The organism is Planctobacterium marinum, from assembly GCF_036322805.1.
GTDB lineage: Bacteria > Pseudomonadota > Gammaproteobacteria > Enterobacterales > Alteromonadaceae > Planctobacterium > Planctobacterium marinum_A.
The window spans coordinates 1,446,745-1,471,574 of the sequence record NZ_AP027272.1 but is presented as its reverse complement, the minus strand read 5'-3'; the positions used below and the strand labels follow the sequence as shown (position 1 = coordinate 1,471,574).

General features: G+C 46.2%; 28 protein-coding genes. 10 read left to right on the top strand and 18 right to left on the bottom strand.

The window, feature by feature from the left end:
* Positions 1–105 precede the first annotated feature (105 nt).
* The 3 genes from ybaK to AABA75_RS06550 form a co-directional block, all read right to left on the bottom strand.
* The gene (gene ybaK, locus AABA75_RS06560) at positions 106–573 is read right to left on the bottom strand and encodes a Cys-tRNA(Pro) deacylase (protein WP_338291761.1); all 468 of its coding nucleotides are present in this window, start codon (positions 571–573) and stop codon (positions 106–108) included.
* Between the two features lie 33 nt (positions 574–606).
* The gene (locus tag AABA75_RS06555) at positions 607–1,107 is read right to left on the bottom strand and encodes a GNAT family N-acetyltransferase (RefSeq protein WP_338291760.1); all 501 of its coding nucleotides are present in this window, start codon (positions 1,105–1,107) and stop codon (positions 607–609) included.
* Between the two features lie 75 nt (positions 1,108–1,182).
* Positions 1,183–1,419 carry a hypothetical protein gene (locus AABA75_RS06550; protein ID WP_338291759.1) on the bottom strand — a complete coding sequence of 79 codons (237 nt, stop codon included), beginning with the start codon at positions 1,417–1,419 and terminating at the stop codon, positions 1,183–1,185.
* A gap of 396 nt (positions 1,420–1,815) precedes the next feature.
* On the opposite strand from AABA75_RS06550, the gene hisG reads away from it, so the two are divergent.
* From hisG to AABA75_RS06505, 9 genes are all read left to right on the top strand, one after another.
* Positions 1,816–2,715: an ATP phosphoribosyltransferase gene (gene hisG, locus AABA75_RS06545; RefSeq protein ID WP_338291758.1), complete on the top strand. Its 900-nt coding sequence runs from the start codon at positions 1,816–1,818 to the stop codon at positions 2,713–2,715.
* Between the two features lie 3 nt (positions 2,716–2,718).
* Positions 2,719–4,014 carry a histidinol dehydrogenase gene (gene hisD / locus AABA75_RS06540; protein ID WP_338291757.1) on the top strand — a complete coding sequence of 432 codons (1,296 nt, stop codon included), beginning with the start codon at positions 2,719–2,721 and terminating at the stop codon, positions 4,012–4,014.
* Between the two features lie 2 nt (positions 4,015–4,016).
* Positions 4,017–5,111: a histidinol-phosphate transaminase gene (hisC, locus tag AABA75_RS06535; protein WP_338291756.1), complete on the top strand. Its 1,095-nt coding sequence runs from the start codon at positions 4,017–4,019 to the stop codon at positions 5,109–5,111.
* Positions 5,108–6,178 carry a bifunctional histidinol-phosphatase/imidazoleglycerol-phosphate dehydratase HisB gene (hisB, locus tag AABA75_RS06530; RefSeq protein ID WP_338291755.1) on the top strand — a complete coding sequence of 357 codons (1,071 nt, stop codon included), beginning with the start codon at positions 5,108–5,110 and terminating at the stop codon, positions 6,176–6,178. The genes hisC and hisB overlap by 4 nt, the downstream gene beginning before the upstream one ends.
* Positions 6,179–6,775 (top strand): imidazole glycerol phosphate synthase subunit HisH, encoded by a 597-nt coding sequence (gene hisH / locus AABA75_RS06525; protein WP_338291754.1) that lies wholly within the window; start codon positions 6,179–6,181, stop codon positions 6,773–6,775.
* A gap of 9 nt (positions 6,776–6,784) precedes the next feature.
* Positions 6,785–7,531 carry a 1-(5-phosphoribosyl)-5-[(5-phosphoribosylamino)methylideneamino]imidazole-4-carboxamide isomerase gene (hisA, locus tag AABA75_RS06520; protein ID WP_338291753.1) on the top strand — a complete coding sequence of 249 codons (747 nt, stop codon included), beginning with the start codon at positions 6,785–6,787 and terminating at the stop codon, positions 7,529–7,531.
* Positions 7,531–8,310: an imidazole glycerol phosphate synthase subunit HisF gene (hisF, locus tag AABA75_RS06515; protein ID WP_338294815.1), complete on the top strand. Its 780-nt coding sequence runs from the start codon at positions 7,531–7,533 to the stop codon at positions 8,308–8,310. Before hisA ends, hisF begins: the two co-directional genes overlap by 1 nt.
* Positions 8,301–8,918, top strand: coding sequence for a bifunctional phosphoribosyl-AMP cyclohydrolase/phosphoribosyl-ATP diphosphatase HisIE (gene hisIE / locus AABA75_RS06510; RefSeq protein WP_338291752.1), 618 nt, complete (start codon positions 8,301–8,303; stop codon positions 8,916–8,918). The genes hisF and hisIE overlap by 10 nt, the downstream gene beginning before the upstream one ends.
* Before the next feature lie 259 nt (positions 8,919–9,177).
* Positions 9,178–9,378, top strand: a complete 201-nt coding sequence (locus AABA75_RS06505; protein WP_338291751.1) for a type II toxin-antitoxin system HicB family antitoxin — start codon at positions 9,178–9,180, stop codon at positions 9,376–9,378.
* A gap of 131 nt (positions 9,379–9,509) precedes the next feature.
* Here the strand turns inward: AABA75_RS06505 and AABA75_RS06500 are convergent, their stop codons facing one another.
* The 5 genes from AABA75_RS06500 to AABA75_RS06480 all read right to left on the bottom strand — a co-directional run bounded on the left by AABA75_RS06500 (position 9,510) and on the right by AABA75_RS06480 (position 13,424).
* Positions 9,510–10,037 carry a hypothetical protein gene (locus tag AABA75_RS06500; RefSeq protein ID WP_338291750.1) on the bottom strand — a complete coding sequence of 176 codons (528 nt, stop codon included), beginning with the start codon at positions 10,035–10,037 and terminating at the stop codon, positions 9,510–9,512.
* A 70-nt stretch (positions 10,038–10,107) separates the two neighbouring features.
* Positions 10,108–10,959 carry a cobalamin-binding protein gene (locus AABA75_RS06495; RefSeq protein ID WP_338291749.1) on the bottom strand — a complete coding sequence of 284 codons (852 nt, stop codon included), beginning with the start codon at positions 10,957–10,959 and terminating at the stop codon, positions 10,108–10,110.
* Positions 10,956–11,573, bottom strand: coding sequence for a cob(I)yrinic acid a,c-diamide adenosyltransferase (cobO, locus tag AABA75_RS06490; RefSeq protein ID WP_338291748.1), 618 nt, complete (start codon positions 11,571–11,573; stop codon positions 10,956–10,958). Before cobO ends, AABA75_RS06495 begins: the two co-directional genes overlap by 4 nt.
* A 68-nt stretch (positions 11,574–11,641) precedes the next feature.
* A complete protein-coding gene (locus AABA75_RS06485) occupies positions 11,642–12,637 on the bottom strand; it encodes a FecCD family ABC transporter permease (RefSeq protein WP_338291747.1) in 996 nt (331 codons plus the stop codon).
* Positions 12,630–13,424, bottom strand: coding sequence for an ABC transporter ATP-binding protein (locus tag AABA75_RS06480; protein ID WP_338291746.1), 795 nt, complete (start codon positions 13,422–13,424; stop codon positions 12,630–12,632). Before AABA75_RS06480 ends, AABA75_RS06485 begins: the two co-directional genes overlap by 8 nt.
* Before the next feature lie 291 nt (positions 13,425–13,715).
* Here AABA75_RS06480 and AABA75_RS06475 point away from each other — a divergent pair, with 291 nt between their 5' ends.
* Positions 13,716–14,159: an Hsp20 family protein gene (locus AABA75_RS06475; RefSeq protein WP_338291745.1), complete on the top strand. Its 444-nt coding sequence runs from the start codon at positions 13,716–13,718 to the stop codon at positions 14,157–14,159.
* 97 nt (positions 14,160–14,256) lie between these two features.
* Here AABA75_RS06475 and AABA75_RS06470 read toward each other — a convergent pair whose 3' ends face one another.
* The 10 genes from AABA75_RS06470 to AABA75_RS06425 form a co-directional block, all read right to left on the bottom strand.
* A complete protein-coding gene (locus AABA75_RS06470; protein ID WP_338291744.1) occupies positions 14,257–14,652 on the bottom strand; it encodes an MAPEG family protein in 396 nt (131 codons plus the stop codon).
* Positions 14,653–14,750: 98 nt separating this feature from the next.
* The gene (adk, locus tag AABA75_RS06465) at positions 14,751–15,395 is read right to left on the bottom strand and encodes an adenylate kinase (RefSeq protein ID WP_338291743.1); all 645 of its coding nucleotides are present in this window, start codon (positions 15,393–15,395) and stop codon (positions 14,751–14,753) included.
* A 157-nt stretch (positions 15,396–15,552) separates the two neighbouring features.
* Positions 15,553–17,475: a molecular chaperone HtpG gene (htpG, locus tag AABA75_RS06460; RefSeq protein WP_338291742.1), complete on the bottom strand. Its 1,923-nt coding sequence runs from the start codon at positions 17,473–17,475 to the stop codon at positions 15,553–15,555.
* 238 nt (positions 17,476–17,713) lie between these two features.
* The gene (gene recR / locus AABA75_RS06455) at positions 17,714–18,313 is read right to left on the bottom strand and encodes a recombination mediator RecR (RefSeq protein WP_338291740.1); all 600 of its coding nucleotides are present in this window, start codon (positions 18,311–18,313) and stop codon (positions 17,714–17,716) included.
* Positions 18,314–18,336: 23 nt separating this feature from the next.
* Positions 18,337–18,666, bottom strand: coding sequence for a YbaB/EbfC family nucleoid-associated protein (locus tag AABA75_RS06450; protein WP_338291739.1), 330 nt, complete (start codon positions 18,664–18,666; stop codon positions 18,337–18,339).
* Positions 18,667–18,680: 14 nt separating this feature from the next.
* Positions 18,681–21,683, bottom strand: a complete 3,003-nt coding sequence (gene dnaX, locus AABA75_RS06445; protein ID WP_338291738.1) for a DNA polymerase III subunit gamma/tau — start codon at positions 21,681–21,683, stop codon at positions 18,681–18,683.
* Positions 21,684–21,688: 5 nt separating this feature from the next.
* Positions 21,689–22,225, bottom strand: a complete 537-nt coding sequence (apt, locus tag AABA75_RS06440) for an adenine phosphoribosyltransferase (RefSeq protein ID WP_338291737.1) — start codon at positions 22,223–22,225, stop codon at positions 21,689–21,691.
* 245 nt (positions 22,226–22,470) lie between these two features.
* Complete coding sequence (locus tag AABA75_RS06435) at positions 22,471–23,217, bottom strand: DNA-binding domain-containing protein (RefSeq protein ID WP_338291736.1); 747 nt, start codon at positions 23,215–23,217, stop codon at positions 22,471–22,473.
* Positions 23,218–23,219: 2 nt separating this feature from the next.
* Positions 23,220–24,056, bottom strand: a complete 837-nt coding sequence (locus AABA75_RS06430; protein ID WP_338291735.1) for a DUF692 domain-containing protein — start codon at positions 24,054–24,056, stop codon at positions 23,220–23,222.
* An 87-nt stretch (positions 24,057–24,143) separates the two neighbouring features.
* Positions 24,144–24,716 (bottom strand): hypothetical protein, encoded by a 573-nt coding sequence (locus AABA75_RS06425; protein ID WP_338291734.1) that lies wholly within the window; start codon positions 24,714–24,716, stop codon positions 24,144–24,146.
* Positions 24,717–24,830 lie beyond the last annotated feature (114 nt).

Sequence of the window (24,830 nt, the reverse complement as noted above, 5' to 3'; positions counted from 1 at the left end):
CTCCACTGTGTTTGTGCTGTTTTTACACAAGCGGGAAGTTAAAGCAAAGTCGCAATCGGTCAGCGTCCGACATTTTTCGACCAACGACATACACTGAAACTATTTTTAGTGCTGCAGTTCTTCGAACTTGGCGCTGAGCAACGAAGCTAAATCAGCAGGTGTCAGCTCGATTTCCAGACCGCGTTTACCGGCACTCACAAAAATAGTGTCATGACTTTGCGCTGAGCTATCGATCAGGGTTTTAAGACGTTTTTTTTGCCCCAGTGGACTTACGCCCCCCAACACATAACCGGTAGAACGCTCCACCTGAGATTGTTCAGCCATTGCGGCCTTTTTGCCACCACAGGCTTTGGCAACCTGCTTCATGCTGAGCATGGCTGAAACCGGGATAACCGCGACAACAAGCGTGCTACTATCTATCGCAACCACCAGAGTTTTAAATACCTGCTCTTGTTGAATGCCGAGTTTTTCAGCCGCTTCAGTGCCATAGGATTCAGCGCTGGCATCATGCTGATACTGATGCACCCGATAGTTAATTTTAGCTTTTTGAGCGAGTTTAATGGCGGGAGTCATGGCTGTCCTTAGTTGCTTAATTCCTCGTATTTATCAGACTGCCATTTTTTGATATTGCTCGCGAGTAATTTTTAGTACATAACAACTTTCGTTCTCGATGGTTTTGGTTTCGATAAACTTAAAACCGAGACGGGCGTAAAAGCGTTGCGCTTTGCGGTTGTTTGCCAGCGGGTCCACCAGCAGCGCGTGTACATCAGGGTTGTCGAAACAACGCGCCATCGCCAGTTGCATAATTATAGTTCCGTAGCCTTTATTGAGGTTTTCTGCATCACCTATCCAGACTTCGATGGCTCGCAATTTTCTGGTGACATTACCCCAGCGATGCGCTTCATCATCGTAAGGATCGTAAATTTGCACGAATCCAACTGCCCGGCCATCGACTTCAGCCATCAGCTGTTCTCGCCATTCCGGTTGGCGACTTAACTCTCTCTCCCAGTTGTAATTAACATCTGAGCCCGCATCTACCACATGTGCTTGCTGATGCCACCATTGCAGTGTTTCCAGATCATCGAGTGTGGCGGTACGAAGTTGCATAAGAACGTCCTGAACGGGATCTCAGTCATAGATACCGTTAAGTATCGTTCAAATCGATAAATTTGCATGCTGAAGTTACACAAAGTCATCAAAATGCTTATGTCCTTCCTTGTCTTTGTAAAGACCTCGTCCTTCGTGCTCGTCGTCAATTAACTTTTTGCTGTTATTCACTCTGGCGGATAATACCTGCTCTTCGTCATTTAAGGGGCGAAAGCTGGCCTCCTTGTCCACAGGCTTTACATTCCTGGGTTCAGGTTTGTAGGGCACCTTGCCCAATCTGGGTAAGATGTAAAACAGTAAATCACCAGCCATAGTTGCTCCTTCGCAGTCCCGTCTACTTATATATCGGTCAATTTTTGTCCTTTTCAAGGATTTATGTCCCCCTTAGAGTCATTTCGCTTTAAAATCATATATAAGATAGCTTTTTGGAATATGTGAACAGCAAACCGACAATTGCAATTTAACCGAGAGTTGGTTATTGTCTGTCACGAATTATTTTATTGCTACCTAATTGGAAAGAAACACCGAATCATGTTTAACCTGAAAGCACACACTCATCACCATCATCCAGCGTGACCTTCAGGTTTATGCCGGAGGGTCTATTGATTGCCTTCCGGAGACAAAAATTTTATACCCCCGGAAGGAGACTTTCGGGGGTTTTTCGTTTTAGGGGCCAAACTTTTTAGCATTGATTAACAGGAACAAACCATGACAGATGCCAAAAGACTCAGAATTGCAGTACAAAAATCTGGAAGACTTAGCGAGAAAAGTATCAGTTTACTCAAAGCCATTGGCGTAAAACTGGCTATTCAGGATCGTCTGTTAATGGCTCATTCCACCAACATGCCCATCGACCTTATGCGGGTCCGGGACGACGACATTCCCGGCCTGGTGATGGATGGTGTAGTAGATTTAGGCTTTATCGGTGAGAACGAACTGGAAGAAAAGATGTTGGAGCGTAAAGCTGCGGGTAAAAACTACCAGTATGAAGTATTACGCCAGTTGGATTACGGCGGCTGTCGTTTGTCGATTGCCGTGCCCAATGAGTTTCAATATAACTCGGTGAACAGTCTGGCGGGAAAAACCGTAGCCACCACCTATCCTTACCTGTTGGAGCGCTTTTTCCAGGATCAAAACGTTGATGCCAGTTGTGTCATGTTAACGGGTTCAGTAGAAGTAGCCCCAAGAGCAGGACTGGCAGATGCTATCTGTGATCTGGTGTCTACAGGCGCAACGCTGGAAGCTAATGGCCTAAAAGAAGAAGAAGTAATTTTCCGCTCAACGGCGACCCTCATTCAGCGCCCACAACCACTGAGCGGAGAGAAACAAGCATTGATTGATCGCCTGTTGCCGCGCATCAATGGCGTTATGCAGGCCAAAGAAAGCAAATACATCATGCTGCACGCCCCCAAAGCTAATATCGAAGAAGTGAAAAACCTGTTACCCGGCTCCGAAGATCCCACTATTTTACCCCTTGCCGGTGACTCAGACAGTGTTGCTGTGCACGTGGTAAGCCCGGAGAACCTGTTCTGGGAAACCATGGAACGCCTGAAAGCACTGGGCTGTCGTTCTATTCTGGTGATGCCCATAGAAAAAATGATGGAGTAAAGCATGCTTAACTGGAGTGAAGCAAATCAGCAACAAAGACAAGCCGCTCTGGCGCGGCCTGTCGCAGACAATGCTGACAACGTCAGAATCACCGTAGCTGAGATTTTAGCGGATATCCGCCAGCGCGGTGATGAAGCCTTGCGGGCGCTTACTGCAAAGTTTGATAAGATCAACCTTGAGAAGTTACAGCTGAGCGAAGCAGATACCCAAGCGCTGGCACAGCAACTTGAGCCAAATGTGAAAAGCGCCATTGATGTCGCTTATGACAATATCCTCAAGTTTCACCAACAACAGGCTTATAAGGGTTTTACCACTGAAACCTCAAGCGGCGTAACCTGTGAATTACACTACGCGCCATTGGAAGCCGTAGGTTTGTATATCCCCGGTGGCACTGCCCCACTGCCTTCCACGGTATTGATGGTGGGTGTAGCTGCTAAAGTAGCAGGTTGTGAAAAGCGCATTTTGTGCACGCCTCCCAATGACGAAGGCAAGATCCACCCGGCAATTGCCTATGCGGCGTTGCGCTGCGGTATCAATGAAATCAACCTGATTGGCGGCGCGCAAGCGATTGCCGCAATGGCCTTTGGCACCCAAAGTGTCACGCGAGCCGATAAGATATTCGGCCCGGGCAATGCCTTTGTAACTGAAGCGAAACAACAGGTGAGCAGTATGGCAGGAGGCCCGGCTATTGATATGCCTGCTGGCCCTTCCGAAGTACTGGTAATCGCCGATGAAAACGCAAATCCTGAATTTATTGCCTCAGATTTACTGTCTCAAGCAGAGCACGGCAAAGACTCTCAAGCGATCTTGGTGTGCAACAGCCAAACGGTGATAGCCCAAACACAGCAAGCCGTAGAACAACAACTCGCGCGCTTAAGCCGCAATGAAATTGCCGAGGCTGCAATGCAAAACGCGCGTTATATCCTCACCCAATCGGTACGAGAGTCTGTCGCGGTGAGTAACCTGTACGCACCAGAGCACCTTATCGTGCAAACCGATAATCCACGCGAATTATTAGCCAGTATTAAAAATGCCGGTTCCATTTTCCTGGGTAAGTGGTCGCCTGAATCCGCAGGTGATTATGCCAGTGGCACTAATCACGTGTTACCCACTTATGGTTACGCCCGCAATTACTCCAGTTTGGGTGTGGCAGACTTTTTGCGTCGCTACACGGTGCAGGAACTAAGTTACGACGGCCTGGCCAATATCGGCGCCGCCATCATGGATTTAGCAGACGCTGAAGGCTTGGACGCTCACAGAAATGCAGTGGCAATTCGCTTAACACAGGAGACGATGTAACCATGAACAATTCGTTTATCGACAGTTTAACCTGTGATTTTGTGCGGGATCTGACTCCTTACGAATCCGCCAGACGCCTGTTCAGCGGCGGTAACGACTGGTTAAACGCCAACGAATCACCTTTTAGCAATGAGTATTCCCTCAATACCGAGCGTTTCAACCGCTACCCGGATTGCCAGCCAGAATCGGTACTGCGTGCTTATGCCAAATATGCCGGTTTAAGCAAAGAGCAAGTCTTGGTTTCTCGCGGTGCGGATGAGGGCATTGAACTGCTTATTCGCGGCTTTTGTAACCCAGGCAAGGACAGCATCTTAATCTGCCCCCCCACCTATGGCATGTATGCGATTAGTGCCCAAACCTTTAATGTGAGTGTGCAAAAAGCGCCGTTAAATAGTGACTTTTCGTTAGATTTGGCCGCGCTTGAAGCTATTGCCAATTCCGACAATTTGCCCAAACTGGTGTTCTTATGCTCACCTAACAATCCCACGGGTACTTTGATAGCTCAGGAGCAAATCAATGCCGTATTGGCTTTGTTTGCCGGGAAATCGTTAGTGGTGGTGGATGAGGCGTATATTGAGTTCAGTCCGCAGTACAATCAAACCGCACTACTGGCTGACAATCCACACCTGGTGCTCCTACGCACTTTATCCAAAGCCTTTGCCCTTGCGGGTATTCGCTGCGGCTTTACCCTGGCAAGTCAGGATATTATCAAGGTACTGCTAAAAGTAATTGCCCCCTACCCGGTTTCTGATCCGGTGGCGCAAATTGCGCATCAGGCATTGTCTGAAAAAGGCGTAGACTTAATGCAACAGCAAGTCAGTACCATTCGCTTTGAGCAGGTTTGGATGAAACAAGCGCTTGCAAATATGCAAGGCATGGAGTTTCAAGGCAGTGACAAGGCCAACTTTTTACTTTATCGCTGCCAGGACAAAGATGCACTAATGCAGCACCTGGTGCAAAACGGCGTACTGATACGCGACCAATCGAAACAAATACTACTGGGTGATTGCTTGCGCATCACTATCGGTAGTCGTGAAGAAAATCAGCGTCTGCTGGCGCTTATTCAACAGTTTTTTCAAGAAGGACAAGCGGCATGAGCCAGCAAGCAATACTTTTTATCGACCGAGATGGCACATTGGTGGAAGAGCCTGCCATCGACAAACAATTAGATACGCTGGAAAAGCTGGTATTTGAACCCAATGTCGTGCCTGCATTACTCAAACTGCAATCGTTGGGTTTTAAGCTGGTAATGGTTTCCAACCAGGACGGCTTGGGTACGGACAGCTTTCCACAAGCAGACTTTGATGTACCGCATGACAAAATGATGCAGTTATTTGAAAGCCAGGGTATTCGTTTTGATGAGGTACTTATCTGTCCTCATTTTGCCGAAGACAACTGTAGTTGTCGCAAGCCAAAGCTCGGTTTGGTACATGGATATCTGACAGAGGGTAAAGTCGACTTTACCCGTTCTTTCGTCATTGGCGATCGAGATACCGACATTCAATTAGCAAATGCTATGGGTATTCGCGGCATTAAATACGATCGCGAAAACCTCAACTGGAATGATATTGTTGCTCAGTTCAACCAATCTGAACGCACCGCCTCCGTAGTGCGCACCACATCAGAAACCGATATTCGCGTCGAGGTGGATTTAGATAAGCAAGTTAAATCCGATATTCAAACCGGCATTGGCTTCTTTGACCACATGCTGGATCAAATTGCCACTCACGGCGGGATTACCCTGAATGTTAAAGTAGATGGCGATTTACACATCGACGATCATCACTCGGTAGAAGATACGGCGCTGGCTATTGGCGAAGCGTTACGCAAGGCCCTTGGAGACAAACGAGGCATTGGTCGTTTTGGCTTTGCCTTACCCATGGATGAGTGTCGTGCCGAATGTGTATTGGATATTTCCGCCCGCCCCTATCTAAAGTTTGACGCCCCCTTCAGTCAGGAAAAAGTTGGCGAGCTAAATACCCAAATGGTGGGGCACTTCTTCCGCTCACTGAGCGACAGCATGGGGATCTCTCTGCATCTTTCCACAACAGAAGGCAATGCCCATCACCAAGTGGAAAGTCTGTTCAAGGTGTTTGGTCGCGCATTGCGCCAGGCGGTGACAAAACAGGGTGACGTGTTGCCCAGCAGTAAAGGAGCGCTATAAATGAGCCAGTCTCTGGTGATAGTGCATACCGGTTGCGCCAATATATCCTCACTGCAATTTGCCATCGAGCGACTGGGTTTTGATGTATTGGTATCTGACGACCCTGCTAAAATCAAAACCGCGGATAAAGTATTTCTGCCGGGAGTCGGCGCCGCCGCCGCCGCCATGCAGCAAATTGCGCAAAAAGGGCTGACAGAGACCCTGCAATCCTTAACTCAGCCAGTACTGGGTATCTGTTTAGGCATGCAGCTGCTCACCCGACAGTCTGAAGAAGGCCATGCCCAATGTTTAGGTATGGTGGACACCCAAGTGGGTCTAATGCGTTCAGAAAGCCTGACGTTACCCCACATGGGTTGGAATCAGGTACAGGTAGAGCGCGACAACCCGCTGTTTTACAACATAGATAATGGTAGTTGGTTCTACTTTGTGCATGGTTATTGTGTTCCTGTAGGTAACCACACACTGGCCAGCTGCGAATACAGCCAGCCATTCTCCGCCAGTATTAATAACAACAACTTTTATGGCGTGCAATTTCATCCGGAGCGCTCCAGTGATGCCGGTGCACAGCTCATCAAAAACTTTATTGAACAGATTTAAGGACAGACCGTGATCATTCCTGCAATAGATTTAATAGACGGTAATGTGGTTCGCTTATATCAGGGCGACTACGAACAAAAGACCCAATATCAACTGGCACCAGTTGATGTGGTACACAATTATGCGGATCAGGGAGCACAATGGTTACACATCGTCGATCTTACTGGTGCAAAAGATACGGATAAGCGTCAGTTAAGCCTGATCAAAGATATGGTAGCTACAAATCGTATGCAGTTTCAGTGTGGTGGCGGCATTCGCAGCGAGCAAGATGTACAACAATTGCTGGATATTGGTGTTGCTCGGGTTGTTATTGGGTCTCTGGCAGTAAAAGAGCCGGAATTAGTGCAATCTTGGATGCAAAAATACGGTGCACAGCATTTTGTATTAGCACTGGATATCAACATTAACGATGCGGGTGAAAAGCGCATTGCCACCCACGGTTGGCAACAAGACAGCGGTGTTGAATTAAGCACCCTGTTGCAAAGCTACCTGGCATTCGGCGTAGAGCAAGTACTGTGCACCGACATTAGTAAAGACGGTACGCTGCAAGGCCCAAATCACGCCCTATACCAAGAAATGGTGCAGAAATTCCCGGCGGTTAACTGGCAAGCATCTGGAGGCATAGGCTCGCTAAATGATATCGAGCAGCTTAAACCCACAAAAGTACAAGGGGTGATCTTAGGACGAGCCCTGCTGGAAGGAAAATTTACCGTCGCACAGGCCATTGAGTTATGGCAAAACCAGGGAGCACAATGATGTTAGCAAAACGCATTATTCCTTGCCTTGATGTCCGTGATGGACTGGTGGTTAAAGGGGTTCAATTCCGCAATCACGAAATCATTGGTGATATTGTGCCACTGGCAGAAAAATACGCTGAAGCTGGCGCTGATGAATTAGTATTTTATGATATTACCGCTTCCAGCGATCAGCGGGTGGTGGATAAAAGCTGGGTGACGCGCATTGCTCAAGTGATAGATATTCCTTTTTGTGTTGCTGGCGGTATAAAGTCTCTGGAAGACGCGCAAACTATTCTGGAAATGGGCGCAGATAAAATCTCTATAAATTCCCCTGCTCTGGCAAATCCAGACCTCATTACCCAGTTAAATGAACGCTTCGGTAAACAATGCATTGTGGTGGGAATAGATAGCTATTTTAATGCCGACTCCAACACTTATGAAGTTTATCAATTTACCGGCGATGAAAAGCGCACTCAAAACACCGGCAAGCAAACGGCTGATTGGGTAAAAGAAGTACAACAGCGCGGCGCCGGTGAGATTGTACTGAATTGCATGAATCAGGACGGTGTGAGACAGGGTTACGACATTGCGCAACTCAGCGCCATCCGCAAGCTTTGTTCTGTGCCTTTGATAGCCTCTGGCGGCGCGGGCGAAATGGTGCACTTTAAAGACGTTTTCCAGCAAGCCGATGTAGACGGAGCGCTGGCAGCTTCGGTTTTTCACAAAGGCATTATTGCTATGAAGGACCTGAAAGACTATTTAATTAAACAACAAATCGAGATCCGCCCATGCGCATAACTTCAGAAAACATTGATCAGCTCGCCTGGGAAAAGATGGATGGCTTACTGCCCTGCGTAGTCCAGGATAGCTACACGGGCTCAGTTCAAATGCTGGGCTACATGAATAAAGAGGCATTGGCCACCACGTTATCAAGCGGTAATGTGACCTTTTACAGTCGTTCCAAACAGCGCTTGTGGACCAAAGGTGAAACTTCCGGCAACACACTTGAAATGGTGGATATCAGTGCCGATTGTGATAAAGACGCGCTTCTGGTTTTGGCCAAACCCAATGGCCCTACTTGTCATTTAGGCACACAAACCTGCTGGGATGCTGCGCAAAGTGCAGACTTTACGTTTCTGGCAGAGCTGGAGAAAGTATTGGCTGAGCGGAAACAAGCGGATCCGGATAGCAGCTACACCGCCAAACTCTATCAAAAAGGTATCAAACGTATAGCCCAGAAAGTGGGTGAAGAAGGCGTTGAAACTGCACTGGCAGCCACAGTGAAAGACTTAGAGGAGCTGAAAAATGAATCCGCCGATTTGCTCTATCATCTCATGGTATTAATGCAAGCCAGCGGTCTGTCTTTAGAAGATAGTATCAGCGTGCTTCGGGAACGCCACAAGTAGCGTTGCCTGTGATTAAAAATGAAGCCAGTTGCAAAGACTGGCCTCTTTTACATCTGTATTTGCCGGGTTTATCCCACGGAACCAGTCACTTATCACATCTTCATAATTCCGCATAAATTTTTAGGCATAATGGTGCTAAGATCTAATACTAAAGTATTAGATTGATGACACTATTGGATTATCGTTTTGTAGCACTCACTTTGGGCAAAAGTTAACTGGCGATAGTTTTCTATTAATCATTTTGCTAACGGGTAAGACCATGGTAAAGCTGGAATATAAAGGATTTCTGGGTAGCCTTAATTTTCAATCAGAAGCCTGCTATTACTTCGGTAATCTGCAGCTGAAACGCGACAATGTGATGTATCAAGCCAGCTCTATCGAAGAGCTGGAGGTTAACTTCAGAAAGTCAGTGGACAACTATCTTCAGGATTGCGCAGCTTTTGGCATAGAACCGGGTTGATGCTCAGATTATTGATAGTGGTTCGATTCAAAAAGAGTGATCCATTTTTAGCGACTTATGTATAACTACATAACACCGCCCGGTGTTACTTGTGTGTTCTTCGAGCTCGCCTTGTGCGAGCTTTTTTACTTTTAACCGCAATCCTTTTGCAGAGAGTAATAGTCTAAGCGGGTTATCTTACGTATGCGAGCTTGTACCGAGGGCGCCTCATTTTCAGCCACAGCGGAGAGAATCTCCCAAGTTTGGGTCTTATAATGAGGAAACTGTTTCGCCACTTCGTGCAAGCCGTTGTAAGCCCAGGCACGAACCATTTTGTTTTTGTCAGCGGTCAGCAACTTTAGTTTTTGGAATAGCTGATGAGCCAATTCCGTTTCAATATTAAGCATCCCCAAGCACTGCAACAGGTGTAACCGAGTATCCCACAGCTGGGTTTGCAACAGCGTCAACAATGTTTTCCTCACCAGGAGTTCATCGAGAATGAATCCCTCTTCGAGATAATGTTTTAGTAACCAGGAGGCGGCTTTTTCTGTTTTTGGTTGGCGTAAACACTCAACCAGACGCCGGTCGAAATATTTTTCTGATTGGAAGTGTTTATAAGCCCGCAACAGCTCATCCGTACAGGATGCGTCACATAACGTCAGGGCTTGCTGCAACGACATGGCTAAATTTCCAACAACAAAAAGAAAACACACATTAGCATTTTCTCCATGGGTTCACAAAGCTTGAAGCTTAAGATTGGTAAAATAATCTCACATTGTCTATTTGCCCGCACAATTCAGCCACCTGCTCCACAGCCCGACTTGTCATGCGATGTAACTTATCCGCATCGGGCTGGATAATTTGATTGTGTTTAACCGCCTTGATATCCGGCCAATTTTGCCACTGAAATCCAGATTTCGCTGACTGATTGTCAGAAAGTGGCTGTATTATCAGATCCACTTTTCTAGCCAAAACCTGTTCAATGTTGACCTGGGGATAGGGGTTATTGGTGATGTCATCAAAAACATTATAGGCGCCGCAAAGAGCTAAAATACTGGAGGGCCAACTTGACGCACCAATAGTCGATAGCGGGTCTGGCCATAGCTCGTAAAACACCTTAACCGGCTTTTTGTGCGCATATTGCTGTTGAATGTTATCAAGTGCGGTTGTTAACTCAGCAGCTTTGGTTTCTGCCAGAGATTGTTTTCCCAGCAGCCTGCCGAGTTTTATAAGCTCTTGTGGTACATCAGATATACTGCGCGGGTCAGAGTATGCCACCTGAAATCCTAATGCTTTTAGCTTCTCCACGTCTTTTACCGGATGCCCTGTTTGCCAGACGATAATTAAATCCGGTTGTAACGCCACGATCTTTTCAATGTTGAGCGACTGATAATCTCCAACAACGGGAATATCCTTAGCGTCTTCGGGAAAATCAGAGTATTGGCTAACACCGATGATTTGTCGCCCGGCACCTATTTCAAAAATCAACTCCACCAGATGGGGCGCTAGTGCAACGACTTTGGGCGGCGATTGCTGAGTAGCGAGCGTTGCACTGGCTTTACACAAAAACAGCAGCAAGAGTAAGTACGCTTTGAACTTCACCAATCGATCCCCTTCTGCGCTTTGATGCCAGCATCAAAGGCATGCTTGGTATTTTGCACTTCGCTGACAGTATCCGCCATTTCAATGAGCTCTTGCTGACAACCACGTCCGGTGACGATGACGTGTTGATGATCAGGTCGCTGGCTGATGGCGTCTAACACTTCATCCAGGTCCAGATAATCATAAGACAACATGTAAGTAAGTTCGTCCAACATCACTACATCAATGCTAACGTCGGTCAATAGCTTTTTCGCCTCTTGCCAGACGACTTCAGCTGCTTGTGTATCTTTCTCTCGATCTTGAGTATCCCAGGTAAAGCCGGTTTTCATCACAAAGAATGGGACACCTGCGCCACTTAATAGATTGCGTTCGCCACACTCCCAAGTACCTTTTATAAATTGTGCCACTCCCGCCTTCAAACCGTGTCCCACCGCACGAGCTACCATGCCAAAACCAGAGCTGGACTTACCTTTGCCATTACCGGTGAGTACCAACAATAACCCTTTATCATCAGTTGCCGCCGCAATTTTGGCATCCACTTTGGTTTTTAATCGCGCCATTCTGGCCTGATGGCGCTCATTGCGAATTTGTTGTTTCTTATTGTTTTCGTTCAAGACACACCCTATGAATTTTCTATTGTTGCAACGGCAAGTTGTTTGAAACTTTAATCGTTGAAAAATTGCTAACTACTTTTTATCTGGCGTTGGATCATAATTCCCACAAAGAATACGCTGCCAAGCGCTGCAGTGATCACTCCCAATGGAATTTCCTGATTTGGTAGCGCTTGCCGAGCGATAAAATCTACCCACAAAAGAAACACACCGCCTACCAACATGCTACCAACCACCAGTTTAATGCCAGATGAGCCCCAGATTGCCCTGACAATATGGGGGATCATCAAGCCGACGAAACCAATTCCACCACACCAAGCTACTATCACTGAAGTTAACAAGGCACACAGCAGCAGCAACATCAAACGCAGCTTTTTAGTATCAACCCCTAATGCCTCAGCTGAATCATCATCCAACATTAACGCGTCGAGATGCCTGGCAAAGCGCAGAGAAACAATACAGGTAATTAACAACGCACCTGCCAGCCAAAAAACGTTGCTCATTGCAACATTGGCCAAACTGCCCATGAGCCAGAAAATAATGCGATTCGCGGCAAAAGGCTCACCGAGGTACAACAAAAATTGGGTAATGGCACTGAACATAAAGCCAATCGCAACACCACATAAGAGTATCATTTCAAACCGCTGTAGATACTGAGAAAGCGCAATCACTATCACTACCGCAATCATCGCCCCCATGAAGGCGAATAAAGGTAACAGCGGCTGCCAGTCTGCTGGTAACACCGTAGTGACAATGGTTGCCCCCAATCCCGCTCCGGAAACAATGCCAAATAAATAAGGATCCGCCAGAGGGTTACGAGTACAGGTTTGCAACATAGCCCCTGACAGCGCAAGCCCCGCCCCCACCAGAACCGCCATCAAGACCCTCGGTAAGCGGATATCCCAGAGAATGGTTTCAGTCAGACTATCAGGGCACTGTAACACCAAGCAACTGGCAATGTCTTTAGCTCCCAAAGATACGCTACCTGTTGCCAGACAGAAGAACAATGAACCTAATAGTAATAAGGGCAAAGCGATACGTATTGCCAACGTGCGATTGCTATCCATTAGCTTTTAACTCCGGATGAAAGCAAACCGTGGGGATACCATTGCCGGGATTTATCGCAACACTACAAGGCAGGCCGAAGGCGTCTTGCAAAACCGACTGCTGCATTGCTGTTTTTGGAGCCCCGGCCATCAAAACCTGGCCCTGTTTTAAAACGACAATCTCATCGCAATACTGGGCAGCAAGATTAAGGTCGTGAATAGACAAAACGATAGTTTTATTGAGTTTTTTCAACAGCATTAATACTTCGTGCTGATAAAAAATATCGAGATGGCTCGTAGGTTCATCCAGTAAAATGATTTCCGTTTTTTGCGCCAAAGCCCTGGCCAACAGTACCCGCTGCTGTTCTCCACCTGACAGCGAATTGTAGTTGCGGTTCACAAAGCCAATACAGCCTGTTTGCTTCATACACTGTTCAAGCCAGGCCCGGTCTTGTCGCGTATCAGAAGAAAGTGCGCTTTTCCAAGGGATGAGCGCCATCCGTACCACTTCGTAAGCAGTCAACGAAAACAATAAGGCGGTACTTTGCGGCACAGCGGCAATGGTTTGCGCTCTCTGGGTACGTGATAACTCAGCCAATACTTTGCCATCGATGAATACCTCTCCGCTGTCCAGAGGCGTCAATCCCTGTAAAGCCCTCAGCAAAGAGCTTTTACCTGCGCCGTTGGCACCCACAACACCACTTATTTTGCCTTTCGCAAAGTGGCAATCGACCCGGTCTAGCACCAATTTGTCTTCAGGCTTCCAGTGTAAACCCTCGGCCTGAAGAAATGGCTCGCTGTGCTCCATCAATGTTTTTATCGCTCGCAACTTTTGGGGGGTTAAAGAAGTTAATGACTAAAGGTACCACAAGCAGCAGTATTGTTTATCAGTGTTACCCTAACACAGCTCGAATTTTGTGTATAACAATATATTTTTCAATGAGTTATGATTTTTTTGAAAAAATTTTAAAATTTTCTCTTGAATGCAGCAAGTGCCAACCTATCTATTTATCAACGACGCTGTTCAGGGTCGTAAAACAGCCGCCGAATTGGGGCGTTTTTTAAACACTTTAACATATTGCTTAACGAGGATATGACTATGCGTACTATTGATTTATCACCACTATATCGTTCTTTCATCGGTTTTGACCACCTTGCATCTATGATAGATGCGGCTTCACAGAACGAAAAACAAGCCAGCTACCCGCCATACAACATTGAGTTGTTGGCCGAAGATAAATACCGAATCACTATGGCTGTTGCAGGCTTTGCTCAAAACGACATCAGCATTGAAGTACAAGAAAATACTTTAACTGTAACCGGTAAGAAAGAAGGCAAAGAAAATACTAGCGAAAAACGCTTCCTGCACAAAGGTATTTCCGAGCGTAACTTTGAGCGTAAATTCCAGTTGGGGGACCATGTAAAAGTGCTCACCGCGGATATGGAACACGGACTCTTGCATATCGATCTGGAGCGAGTGATCCCTGAAGCGAAAAAGCCTCGTAAAATTGAAATCGGCAGTAATTTGCTGGAAAGCAAATAATCTCGCCAGACTAACTTGTGTGTCCCTGATTGATATAATACAAAAACCCCGGCTTGCCGGGGTTTTTCTTTTTATCACTTGAATCGTGAGACTGACATTACGCTGGAACGTAAAGCGGGAACAAATTGGCCACAATAAGCACCAGAAGAATCAAAAAGGTGGAGAGTGAACCTGCAAAACGTTGCCACGACGTACCATAGTGATGACGTAACCCATAGGCGTGTAACAACCTTGCAACGATTAACCACCAGCCACACACATGTAACAGATAACTATTGGCCCCATTTAACTCCGCTATCATAAACAGGAGGAGTGCAAAGGGGACGTACTCGACAAAGTTGCCGTGCACTCTCATCACTTGCAACATGTGTTTATCACCACCATCCCCCAAGCCTACACGGCTTTCCCGGCGTTGGATGATTACCATAATCGCCAGATACAAATAAAACGCGGCTAACAGGCTGCCATAAAAAGCAGTAATAGGTACTTGCATAGCGCACTTTCCTGATTTTACTTAATACCAATCACTAGTAGTTTAGACTGCGAACATAAAAAAACCCACGTACGTGGGTTTTAATCAAGTCTGGGGGACTAACCCAATAACTTGCCGAGCTTCTCGCTCACTTCACTAACCGGCTGTGAACCATCAACTTTGTGATATTGACAATTACCAGCGTCGGCCTCAGCTATATAATAATCCACTAGCGGCTTAGTTTGCTCGTGGTAAATACCTAAGCGCTTACGTACCGTGGCTTCTTCATCATCAGGACGAATAACAAGGTCATCGCCCGTGACATCATCTTTACCTTCTACCTTAGGTGGGTTGTAGGTTACGTGATAAACACGGCCAGAGCCGGGGTGTACACGGCGTCCCGCCATACGCTCAACAATAATTTCGTCGTCCACATCAAACTCGATGCAGTGATCCACCTGAATACCTGCCTCTTTCATGGCATCTGCCTGAGGAATTGTACGTGGAAAGCCATCCAGTAAAAAACCTTTCTGGCAGTCGGCTTGAGCAACTCTTTCTTTTACCAGGCCGATAATAATCTCATCAGAAACGAGTTTCCCCTCGTCCATGACCTTCTTTGCAGCCAAACCTAACTCGGTTCCTGCTTTAATGGCAGCGCGCAGCATATCCCCTGTTGAAATTTGTGGAATGCCGAACTTGCCCATCAGAAATTGAGCCTGGGTGCCTTTGCCCGCACCTGGTGCACCGAGAAGAATGATGCGCATACTGATTGTCTCCCTAGACTGTACTGCTAAAATTGAAAAAGTTAATCCGAAACTTTACACATTCAGCAGATGCTAAACAAGGCTAATGTCGCCTGGTTTACCTTTAAAACAAAAAAAGGGCAGATTGTTTCTGCCCTTGATGAAATTTACTTTGCGATTATTTCGCCAAATCGATCAATAAGCTATTAAGCTGCTTCACAAATACCGCTGGATCTTTCAGGTTACCCTGCTCGGTTAGCGATGCTTGGTCCAAAATGACATTAGCCCATTTGGCAAATTGTTCTTCATCTTGCACATGCGCCATCACTTTGATCAAAGCGTGCTCAGGATTGACTTCCAAATCGTATTTCATATCAGGAACTGCCTGGCCCGCCGCTTCCATCAATTTCTTCATTTGGGTAGTCATACCAAACTCGTCAGCTACCACACAGGCAGGTGAATCAGTCAGACGATGGGAAAACTTCACATCTTTCACTTTATCGCCTAATGCTTCTTTAATACGGTCAGTTAAACCGGCAACTTCTTGCTCAGCCTCTTCCTGCGCTTTTTTGCTCTCTTCGTCTTCCAGATCACCCAGGTCCAACGCACCACGCGTAATGGACTGGAATGATTTTTCATTGAATTCCGTCAGGTGAGACATCAACCATTCGTCGATGCGGTCTGACATCAATAAGACCTCAATGCCTTTCTTCTTGAAGATTTCCAGATGAGGACTGTTTTTCGCTGCTTCATAGCTATCAGCAGTCACGTAATAGATCTTGTCCTGACCTTCTTTCATACGCTCAATGTAGTCGGCCAAAGACACGGTCTGGGCACTGCTGTCCTCGTTAGTCGAGGCGAAACGCAACAGACCCGCTACCTTTTCTTTATTGGCAAAATCTTCAGCTGGACCTTCTTTCAGGACGTTACCGAACTCACTCCAGAAACCCTGATATTTTTCAGCGTCGTTTTTGGCGATGCGCTCCAACATTTGCAGCACTTTCTTAGTGCAGGCCTGGCGCATAGCCTGCGTGACTTTGTTGTCTTGCAGAATTTCACGAGAGACGTTCAAAGGTAAGTCATTGGAGTCCAACAAACCCTTCACGAAACGCAGATATACCGGCATAAACTGCTCAGCGTCATCCATAATAAAGACGCGCTGTACATAGAGCTTCAAACCGTGCGCCTGGTCGCGATTCCACAAATCAAAGGGGGCTTTAGCAGGGATATAGAGCAAAGAAGTGTATTCGTTTTTACCTTCTACCTTATTGTGAGACCAGCTTAGCGGGTCGCCAAAATCATGGGAGATGTGCTTGTAGAACTCTTTGTATTCGTCCTCGCTGATTTCAGACTTGTCTCGGCTCCAAAGCGCTGTAGCCTTGTTGATGGTTTGCCATTCACCAGGTACCGCTTCGATTTTCTCACCGTCTTCGCCTTCAGACTCAGGCACTTCCTCTTTCCAGGTTTCTACCGGTATTGAGATGTGATCTGAGTATTTGGTTACGATAGACTTAAGACGCCAATCATCAAGGAATTCTTTCTCATCATCGCGCAAATGCAAGATGATGTCGGTTCCACGCGTGGCTTTTTCGATGGTGGCGACAGCGAATTCACCCTCGCCCTCTGAAATCCACTCTACCCCCTCAGATGCAGCTTCACCGGCTTTACGCGTTCTTACTGTTACTTTATCGGCGACGATGAAAGCAGAGTAAAAGCCCACCCCAAACTGACCAATAAGCTGAGAATCTTTGGCCTGGTCACCAGATAGTTTACTGAAAAATTCGGCTGTGCCGGACTTTGCAATGGTACCCAAGTGAGTGATCACCTCATCTTTGGTCATACCAATACCATTGTCAGAAATGGTCAGGGTGCCAGCGTCTTTGTCAAAACTCAAACGCACGCGAAGGTGACCATCATTCTCGTACAACGCATCGTTAGACAAAGCGTTAAAACGCAATTTATCAGCGGCGTCGGCCGCATTTGAAATCAACTCTCTTAGGAAGATCTCTTTATTGGAATAAAGAGAGTGAATCATCAATTGCAGAAGTTGTTTTACTTCCGTCTGAAAACCATGGGTTTCGTGTTGCACAGCGTCAGCCATTGCTTATCTACTCCTGAAGTATCTCATCAATATCACAAAACACCTTTTCATCCCGCTGCTGTGAAGTCGCTAACGCAAAGAAAGGGGTTAAATAATACGAACCGTCAATTTGGTTCTTAGCCAGAACTTATGCCTGGACTGTTATAAATTTTTTACAACAGCTGAGATAGGGGCGCAGAAGACAAATTCAATAGCAAAAATTGATAAATCTCTGGCAATAAATGTGAGGGTGCGCGGTTTAGATGGCACTGCGAGTCTTAAACGCACGACCAAGGGTATTGCTATCAACTTGTTCCAGCTCTCCACCAATGGGTACGCCCTGTGCCAGACGGGTGACTGGCAGCTGTAACTGCTTGCACATTTCCGTAATGTAAAATGCAGTGGCCTCTCCTTCCATGGTAAAATTCGTCGCCAGAATAGCTTCTTTAACGTCGTCCTCGGTCAAACGTTGCTGCAAAAGAGGCAGTCCAATTTCGGCTGGACCAATTCCATCAATGGGGGAAAGCCTACCCATTAATACAAAATAGCAGCCCTTAAATTCACTACTTTGTTCAATGGCAATAACATCCTGTGGATTTTCGACGATGCATAAAAGTCCAGTTGCTCTGCGCTGTTCATCGCGACAAATTTCACATTCAGTTTGCTCGGTAAAGTTACGACAGGTTTGACAATGATGCACATGCTCCATGGCATCATGGAGGGCGGCACTGAGTTTCAACGCGCCTGAGCGGTTTTTTTGTAACAAAGCGAACGCCATGCGCTGTGCGCTCTTTGCACCAACTCCGGGCAAACAGCGAAAGCTCTCGATAAGCTCATTGATCAGTGGACTAAACTTCATGGCGCGCTTTTATCTTAACTTTATTAGAAAGGCATTTTAAAGCCGGGAGGTAAAGGCATACCACCTGTCGCTTCTGACATTTTCTCTTGTGACGCTTCCGCCACACGACGCACGGCGTCATTAACCGCAGCCGCCATCAGATCTTCGATCAATTCTTTCTCATCTTCCATCAAGCTATCGTCGAGATCGACACGCTTGATATTGTGATTACCCATCATGGTTACTTTTACCATGCCCGCACCAGCTTCACCCACCACTTCCAGGTTAGCAATTTCTTCTTGGGCTTTTTGCATTTTTTCCTGCATTTGCTGGGCTTGCTTCATGATGTTGCCCATACCGCCACCTTTAAACATAATTTTCTCCGATATTATCTTGGTTCAATTGTTTCGTTTAGCACAGTACCAGAAAACGCTTCGCATAATGCTTTAACGCCACTGTCCTGTTGAATAGTTTTAACTGCATATTCCTGACGCATATTGTTTATCGCGTATTGCACGGCAGCAGGTGTGTCAATAACCTCGCCAATGTGTGCAGACACATTCACGTCGTGTTGCAATGTTTCCGACAATGCCTCTTCAATTGCCGCCAGAGCCGTGTCTGTAAAGAGGTGCTTTTGATGTTCAGAAACAATCAACTTAACGTTGTCACCTTGCAACACGTAATTACTATGTAGTGCCAGCTGCTTGTTCAGCCCGCCAATGCCAGATTGCTCAATTAACTGACTCCAGGTGTCTAGTTGGCTGGCCTTAATCACTTTCTTGTCGCTGACTTTAAAGGGAATCTCAAAATCTACAGAAACCTTAGGTATTGGGCCTGCAAATAGTTCGTGATATTCCTCTTCTTCCTCGTCAACATCCACAATGCCGTGGTAACCGTTGTCGTCCTGTTGAGACGAAGCCCTGTCACTATAATCAATGTCACTATAATCGGCATCGCCAAAATCAGTATCACTGACATGGGCGTCTCTGAAACCGTCTGCATGATGATCCGGCTCACTCAAACCCGATGGAACCTGGTTATCATCACCAGGGCCCGATGAGTGAGTGTTATAGGCTGTCGCGTTTTCAGGCTCGTAAGGCTCAATAACAAAATGCGGCGAAGGCGAATCCGGTGATTGCACATCTTCTTGCGTTTCAGACTCTGGCACTAATGGAGTTTTTGCCTCATCAGCAAGTGACGTCCTTTCTTCCGGTTCTTGAGAAGATTCCACGTCTTCCCACGGCGCTAAATCTTGTTCAACATCTATTGCAGCGACGTCCTCACTCTCTTGCGCTGCTCGCTGTACTTCATCATCCCTTTCCTCAGGGGTTTCCGTTTGGCTGTGCAACAAGCTTTCAGGATTGAAGATATGAGGTTCATCTTCGGGATTTGCAACTACTTGCGGCTGTTCTGCAGGCAAAGTCGATTGGTTATCGTCCTGAAAAGTTTGTCTGGCATCCTCAGGATCCAGAATATCATCCTGATATTGCTCCACCACACGCTCTTTATCTGGCTCGGGTGTAGGGCTCCTCTCTGATATATCGGTTATTTCCGGATCTTTGGTTTTAGCCAGATCATTTCCAGACTCACTCACATCTGAAGACTGCTTACCGTAGGTGGGTGACCCTTTATTATCTTTGCCCTCTTCCGGTGCACTCGCTAGGGTATCCATCAAGCTCAATAAAGACAGAGTATTGCTTATAGATGCCGCCTTTACCGGCACATCCTCTGCATTGGCCTTCCCGGTGTCTGTTTCCTGCCCCGTGGTTTGATAAGCATCAGAGCCTTGCCTGGACTCTTCTGACAATGGCTGACTCTGCGCTAAAACTTCATGCCCTACAGAAACACTGCTCTCAGCAGCATCCATTTGTGACATATAGTGGTAATCGTCAGCATAATTATCATCTGAATCTACATAATCTGGTGATGATGACGAAGCACCACCTTCTTCCTGGTTAGCGGAATTAAATGAAGCCGCCTCATTGATAGATTCAGACAGTGCCTGCGGTTCACTTTGTTGAATGGGATTTAAAGATTCTGCTTGTTTTATGATCCCGGAAAGTTCTTGTTCAAGGCTATTTGCCTGAGTTGAATCCTCTTCTGGTGAAACTTCACTAACAACCTTATTTTCTGAAGAAACTTGAGGTTCAGCTTGTGTTTCGGCTTCAACTAGCGTTTTTTTTTCTGCAGATGGCGGCTTAATCAAGTTCTCAGGAGGCTCTGCAGGTGCCATCATGGGCGCTTTTATTTGTGTCTCAGTAGCCTCATTAGCTGCTTTTTTTAACTGCTCCAGACCGCTTGATACTTTTTCTGGCATAAAGGCCAGCATACGTAAGGCCGCCATCTCAAAGCCCATTTTGGTATCTTGGGCCCACTCGATGTCTTTACGACCTTGCAGGGCAATTTGATAAAGCAATTGTACCTGTTCAGGCGGAATAACCTTAGCCCAATTAAAAATTTGTCGCGCCTGAGTGGTTTCTATCTTACAAACCTCAGGAACAAACTGGGTAAGAGCGACCTGGTGAAATACACTCATCAGTTCAGCCAGCGCACTCTTGAAATCAGCTCCAGATAGTGCCAGTTCATCGATAAGCTGGAAAACCTGTTGCTTATCCTTAATGATAATTGCCTGTGTTAGCCTGGCAATCTTATCATTATCGATAAGACCTAGCATGTCAGACACCACTTGCGAGAGTACCTGACCATTGCCCTGAGCTATGGCTTGATCCGTCAAACTCAACGCATCACGCATACTACCTTGCGCTGATTTGGCCAACAACGCTAAGGCGGCTTCATCATATGGCAAGTTCTCTTGCTTCAATATATAGGCTAACTGGCCGCTAATTTGCTCGCGCGTTAGCGCTTTTAAATTAAATTGCAAACAACGAGATAAAATCGTTATGGGTAGTTTCTGCGGATCAGTTGTAGCAAGAAGAAATTTGACATGCGGAGGTGGCTCTTCAAGTGTTTTAAGCAAGGCATTAAAACTGTGTTTAGACAACATGTGTACTTCATCGATGAGGTACACTTTGTAATCTCCACGAGTGGGACGGTATTGGACATTGTCCAGTAGCTCTCTGGTGTCTTCAACTTTAGTGCGAGATGCGGCATCGATTTCCAACAAATCGACAAAGTTGCCTTGTTCAATATCTTTACAGCTATTGCAGACGCCACAAGGATTTGAGGACATACCTTTATCGCAGTTGAGACTGCGAGCAAAAATCCGCGCGATTGTAGTTTTACCCACGCCACGGGTTCCGGTAAACAGGTAAGCGTGGTGCAAGCGATTATTGTCTAATGCATTGCTAATGGCGTTTACGACATGCTCCTGCCCGACTAGCTCAGAAAATTTTCCCGGACGCCATTTTCTGGCCAGTACCTGATAACTCAAAAGAATTAATCCCCATCAAACTGACAGATAGCGGCGCTTTTAATACCGTGCTGCGCCAGCTTTTGCTCACCACCTAGATCAGGCAATGAAACAACAAACCCGGCATGTTCCACAACGCCACCCAGTTGGCGAATCAGATTTGCCGTAGCAACCATAGTGCCGCCAGTGGCAAGCAGGTCGTCAATCATAAGCACTTTTTCGCCGTGAAAAACCGCGTCTTTGTGCATTTCAAGACAATCTTCACCGTATTCTAATTGATAGCTCTCACTGATCACCTCTCTGGGTAATTTGCGTGGCTTTCTCACTGGAACAAAGCCTATCCCCAGTTCTAGTGCCAGTGGAGCCCCGAAAATAAAACCTCTTGCTTCTGTTCCTGCAACGCGATCGAAACGCATTCCTGAGAACTGCTCAGCCAGCAATGAGATTGAATGCTTAAATGCCTTAGCATCTTGCATTAACGAGGTTACATCACGGAACATAATGCCCGGCTTGGGGTAATCTGGTACGGTTTTAATGGCCGATTTTACAATGTCAGCAGTCACTGGCAAATTCCTGTACTTGATCAGAGAACAAAAACGCTGATGCCAACAAAAATGTGCATCAATGGAAACAGAACCGCCGCCCCTAAAATAGCCAAAAGATATTTTGCGTTAAATGGGTCGTGTGGACCGTCATGTGATTCATTCGCCATAATTCATCTACCTTAAAGTTATATCGCGTAATGGTAGATCACTTTAGCCCGCATAAGCAATCGCATGGCCATAAACTTGTGCTTAACTGTACAGAATCAAGACGATTTAGAGGGTAACACAAAAATTTGTTTGCCTAACATTTGCTCTACGATATCTGCTGTTGCTTTGAGCACTTGCTCGGAGGGTAATTGTGATAACCCAGACAACATCACTGTATTCAACTGCTCAAGGTTAAAAACCCGGTCTTCCATTTGTGACAGCAACCACGCAGTAACCTGATTAATCTGAGAAAAATGTACCTGGTTGTCGTTATCTCGGTGTACCACAAAAAAGAAGTTTTCTTCACCGGGGCTATCAGGTATGTAATGCTCTGATATTTGATGTACGGGCCATTGATAACTTACGAGCTCTGCTAACGGAGAAAAGTGAAAACTGTTGAAGCTCTGTACTTTATCCCAAATCCTCAGAGGTCCAGATTTGCGCGTACTCAAGTTCAGCTCTAACCATTCATAGTGCGCCAACTCTGGTACGAAGGGATAACGATATTCCTGCTCAGTAACTTCATTTGCCAGAAACTCTACGAACTCTCTACTAATATCCACAAAATAGGGTGAGCGACAATCATGGTCACTGAAGAAACGCCGCGCGAGGACTTGCCAGTCCTGTTCAGAATAAAGAGATTCAAGTACCGGAAAGCCGGAATTCAGGAATCCTAAAATATTGTTAAAAAACAGCTCTCTGTATACGGCCAATCGTCGGTCTTCTATACCTTGTGGAGCAGGATTGTTTTGCGGATCTCGAATATGCCTCATAAACTGCTGTTGTACATCAATAAAAGACATTCTTAAGCACTCTTGTTTTGGGTTGAAGCATGTTTCGCTTGAATGGATTTGATGCGATTGACCTCTTCCAGTAATGTTTCCATCGCGGGGATGTTAAAATCTCTTTCCAATAGTGTCGGAAACACACCGTGTAGCTGATAGGCTTTGTCAAGCAATTGCCATACTTCATCTTTAACCTCTGCCCCGTGTGTATCTATCAATAAATCCGAAGCTTCGTCGTAATGACCTGCAATATGTCCATAGACAATTTTTCCCGACGGAATACCCTTTAAAAACTCCACCGGATCATATTTGTGATTAATGGCATTTACATAAATATTATTTACGTCCAATAGCATCAAACAACCGGAACGCCTTAACACTTCTACGGTAAACTCAAGTTCAGAAAGTTCCTGACCGGGTGCGGCATAATAAGAAACATTCTCCATCAGCAAAGGACGCTGAAGAATATCCTGTACCTGCTGAATTCTGGCTACCACATGATCTATCGCGTCTCGCGTAAAAGGTATCGGCATCAAATCATACATGTGTCCTTTTCCAGAACAATAGCTCAAATGTTCGCTGTAAAATAAAACGTCGTGTTCATCCAGAAAGGCTTTTACTTGCTTCACAAAGTTCACATCGAGCTTTTCAGGTGAACCGATAGAAAGCGACAGGCCATGAGAAACAAACTGATTCCCTTGTGTGTAGTGCTTTAATTGCTGCTGGTATTTTCCGCCAAATGGAATCCAATTTTCTGGTGCTACTTCCCAGAAGTCGACTTCCTCGGGCAATCCGGCATCAAGCTCTGCTGTCATCTCTCTGCGTAGTCCTAATCCGGCACCATAAAGTTGTTTCACGAAAGCCTCTCTCTAAACAAGCGGGGTATTAAAATACTGAAATAAAAAAGGCTGGAATACCAGCCTTATGCAATTACAAATGAGTAATTAGGCTTGGCCACCACATTTGCCTTCACCACATTTACCTTCTTTGCCTTTCTTATCACCTTTTTTCTCGGACTTGTCGCCGCCGCATTTGCCTTCGCCACACTTGCCTTCTTTACCAGACTTGTCGCCACCGCATTTACCTTCGCCACATTTGCCTTCTTTACCAGACTTGTCACCGCCGCATTTGCCTTCGCCACACTTGCCTTCTTTACCAGACTTGTCACCGCCGCATTTGCCCTCGCCACACTTGCCTTCTTTACCAGACTTGTCGCCGCCGCATTTGCCTTCACCACATTTGCCTTCTTTACCTTTGCCTTCCTTACCGGACTTATCACCGCCGCATTTACCTTCGCCGCATTTGCCTTCTTTTTCGCCTTTACCCTCTTTGCCGGACTTATCACCGCCACACTTGCCCTCACCGCATTTGCCCTCAGCAGCGGTTTGCATGTAACCGGAATCCAAAGTGCTAATAGCAAATGGACTTGCGTTCGCTTGCAAGCTTACGGACGCCAGTGAACCAATAACAACTGCTCCTAACGCGGTAGCAATACCAGATTTTTTAACTTGTTTCATACCCGTATCCTTAATTAAAAGTTTTAGTCTTATTGCGTCTTGCGAACGCTTTCAAAAGTATAGACCCTGGCAGTTGAAAAACTATTTCATTCGTCTTGAAAGTTGTGCCAATTA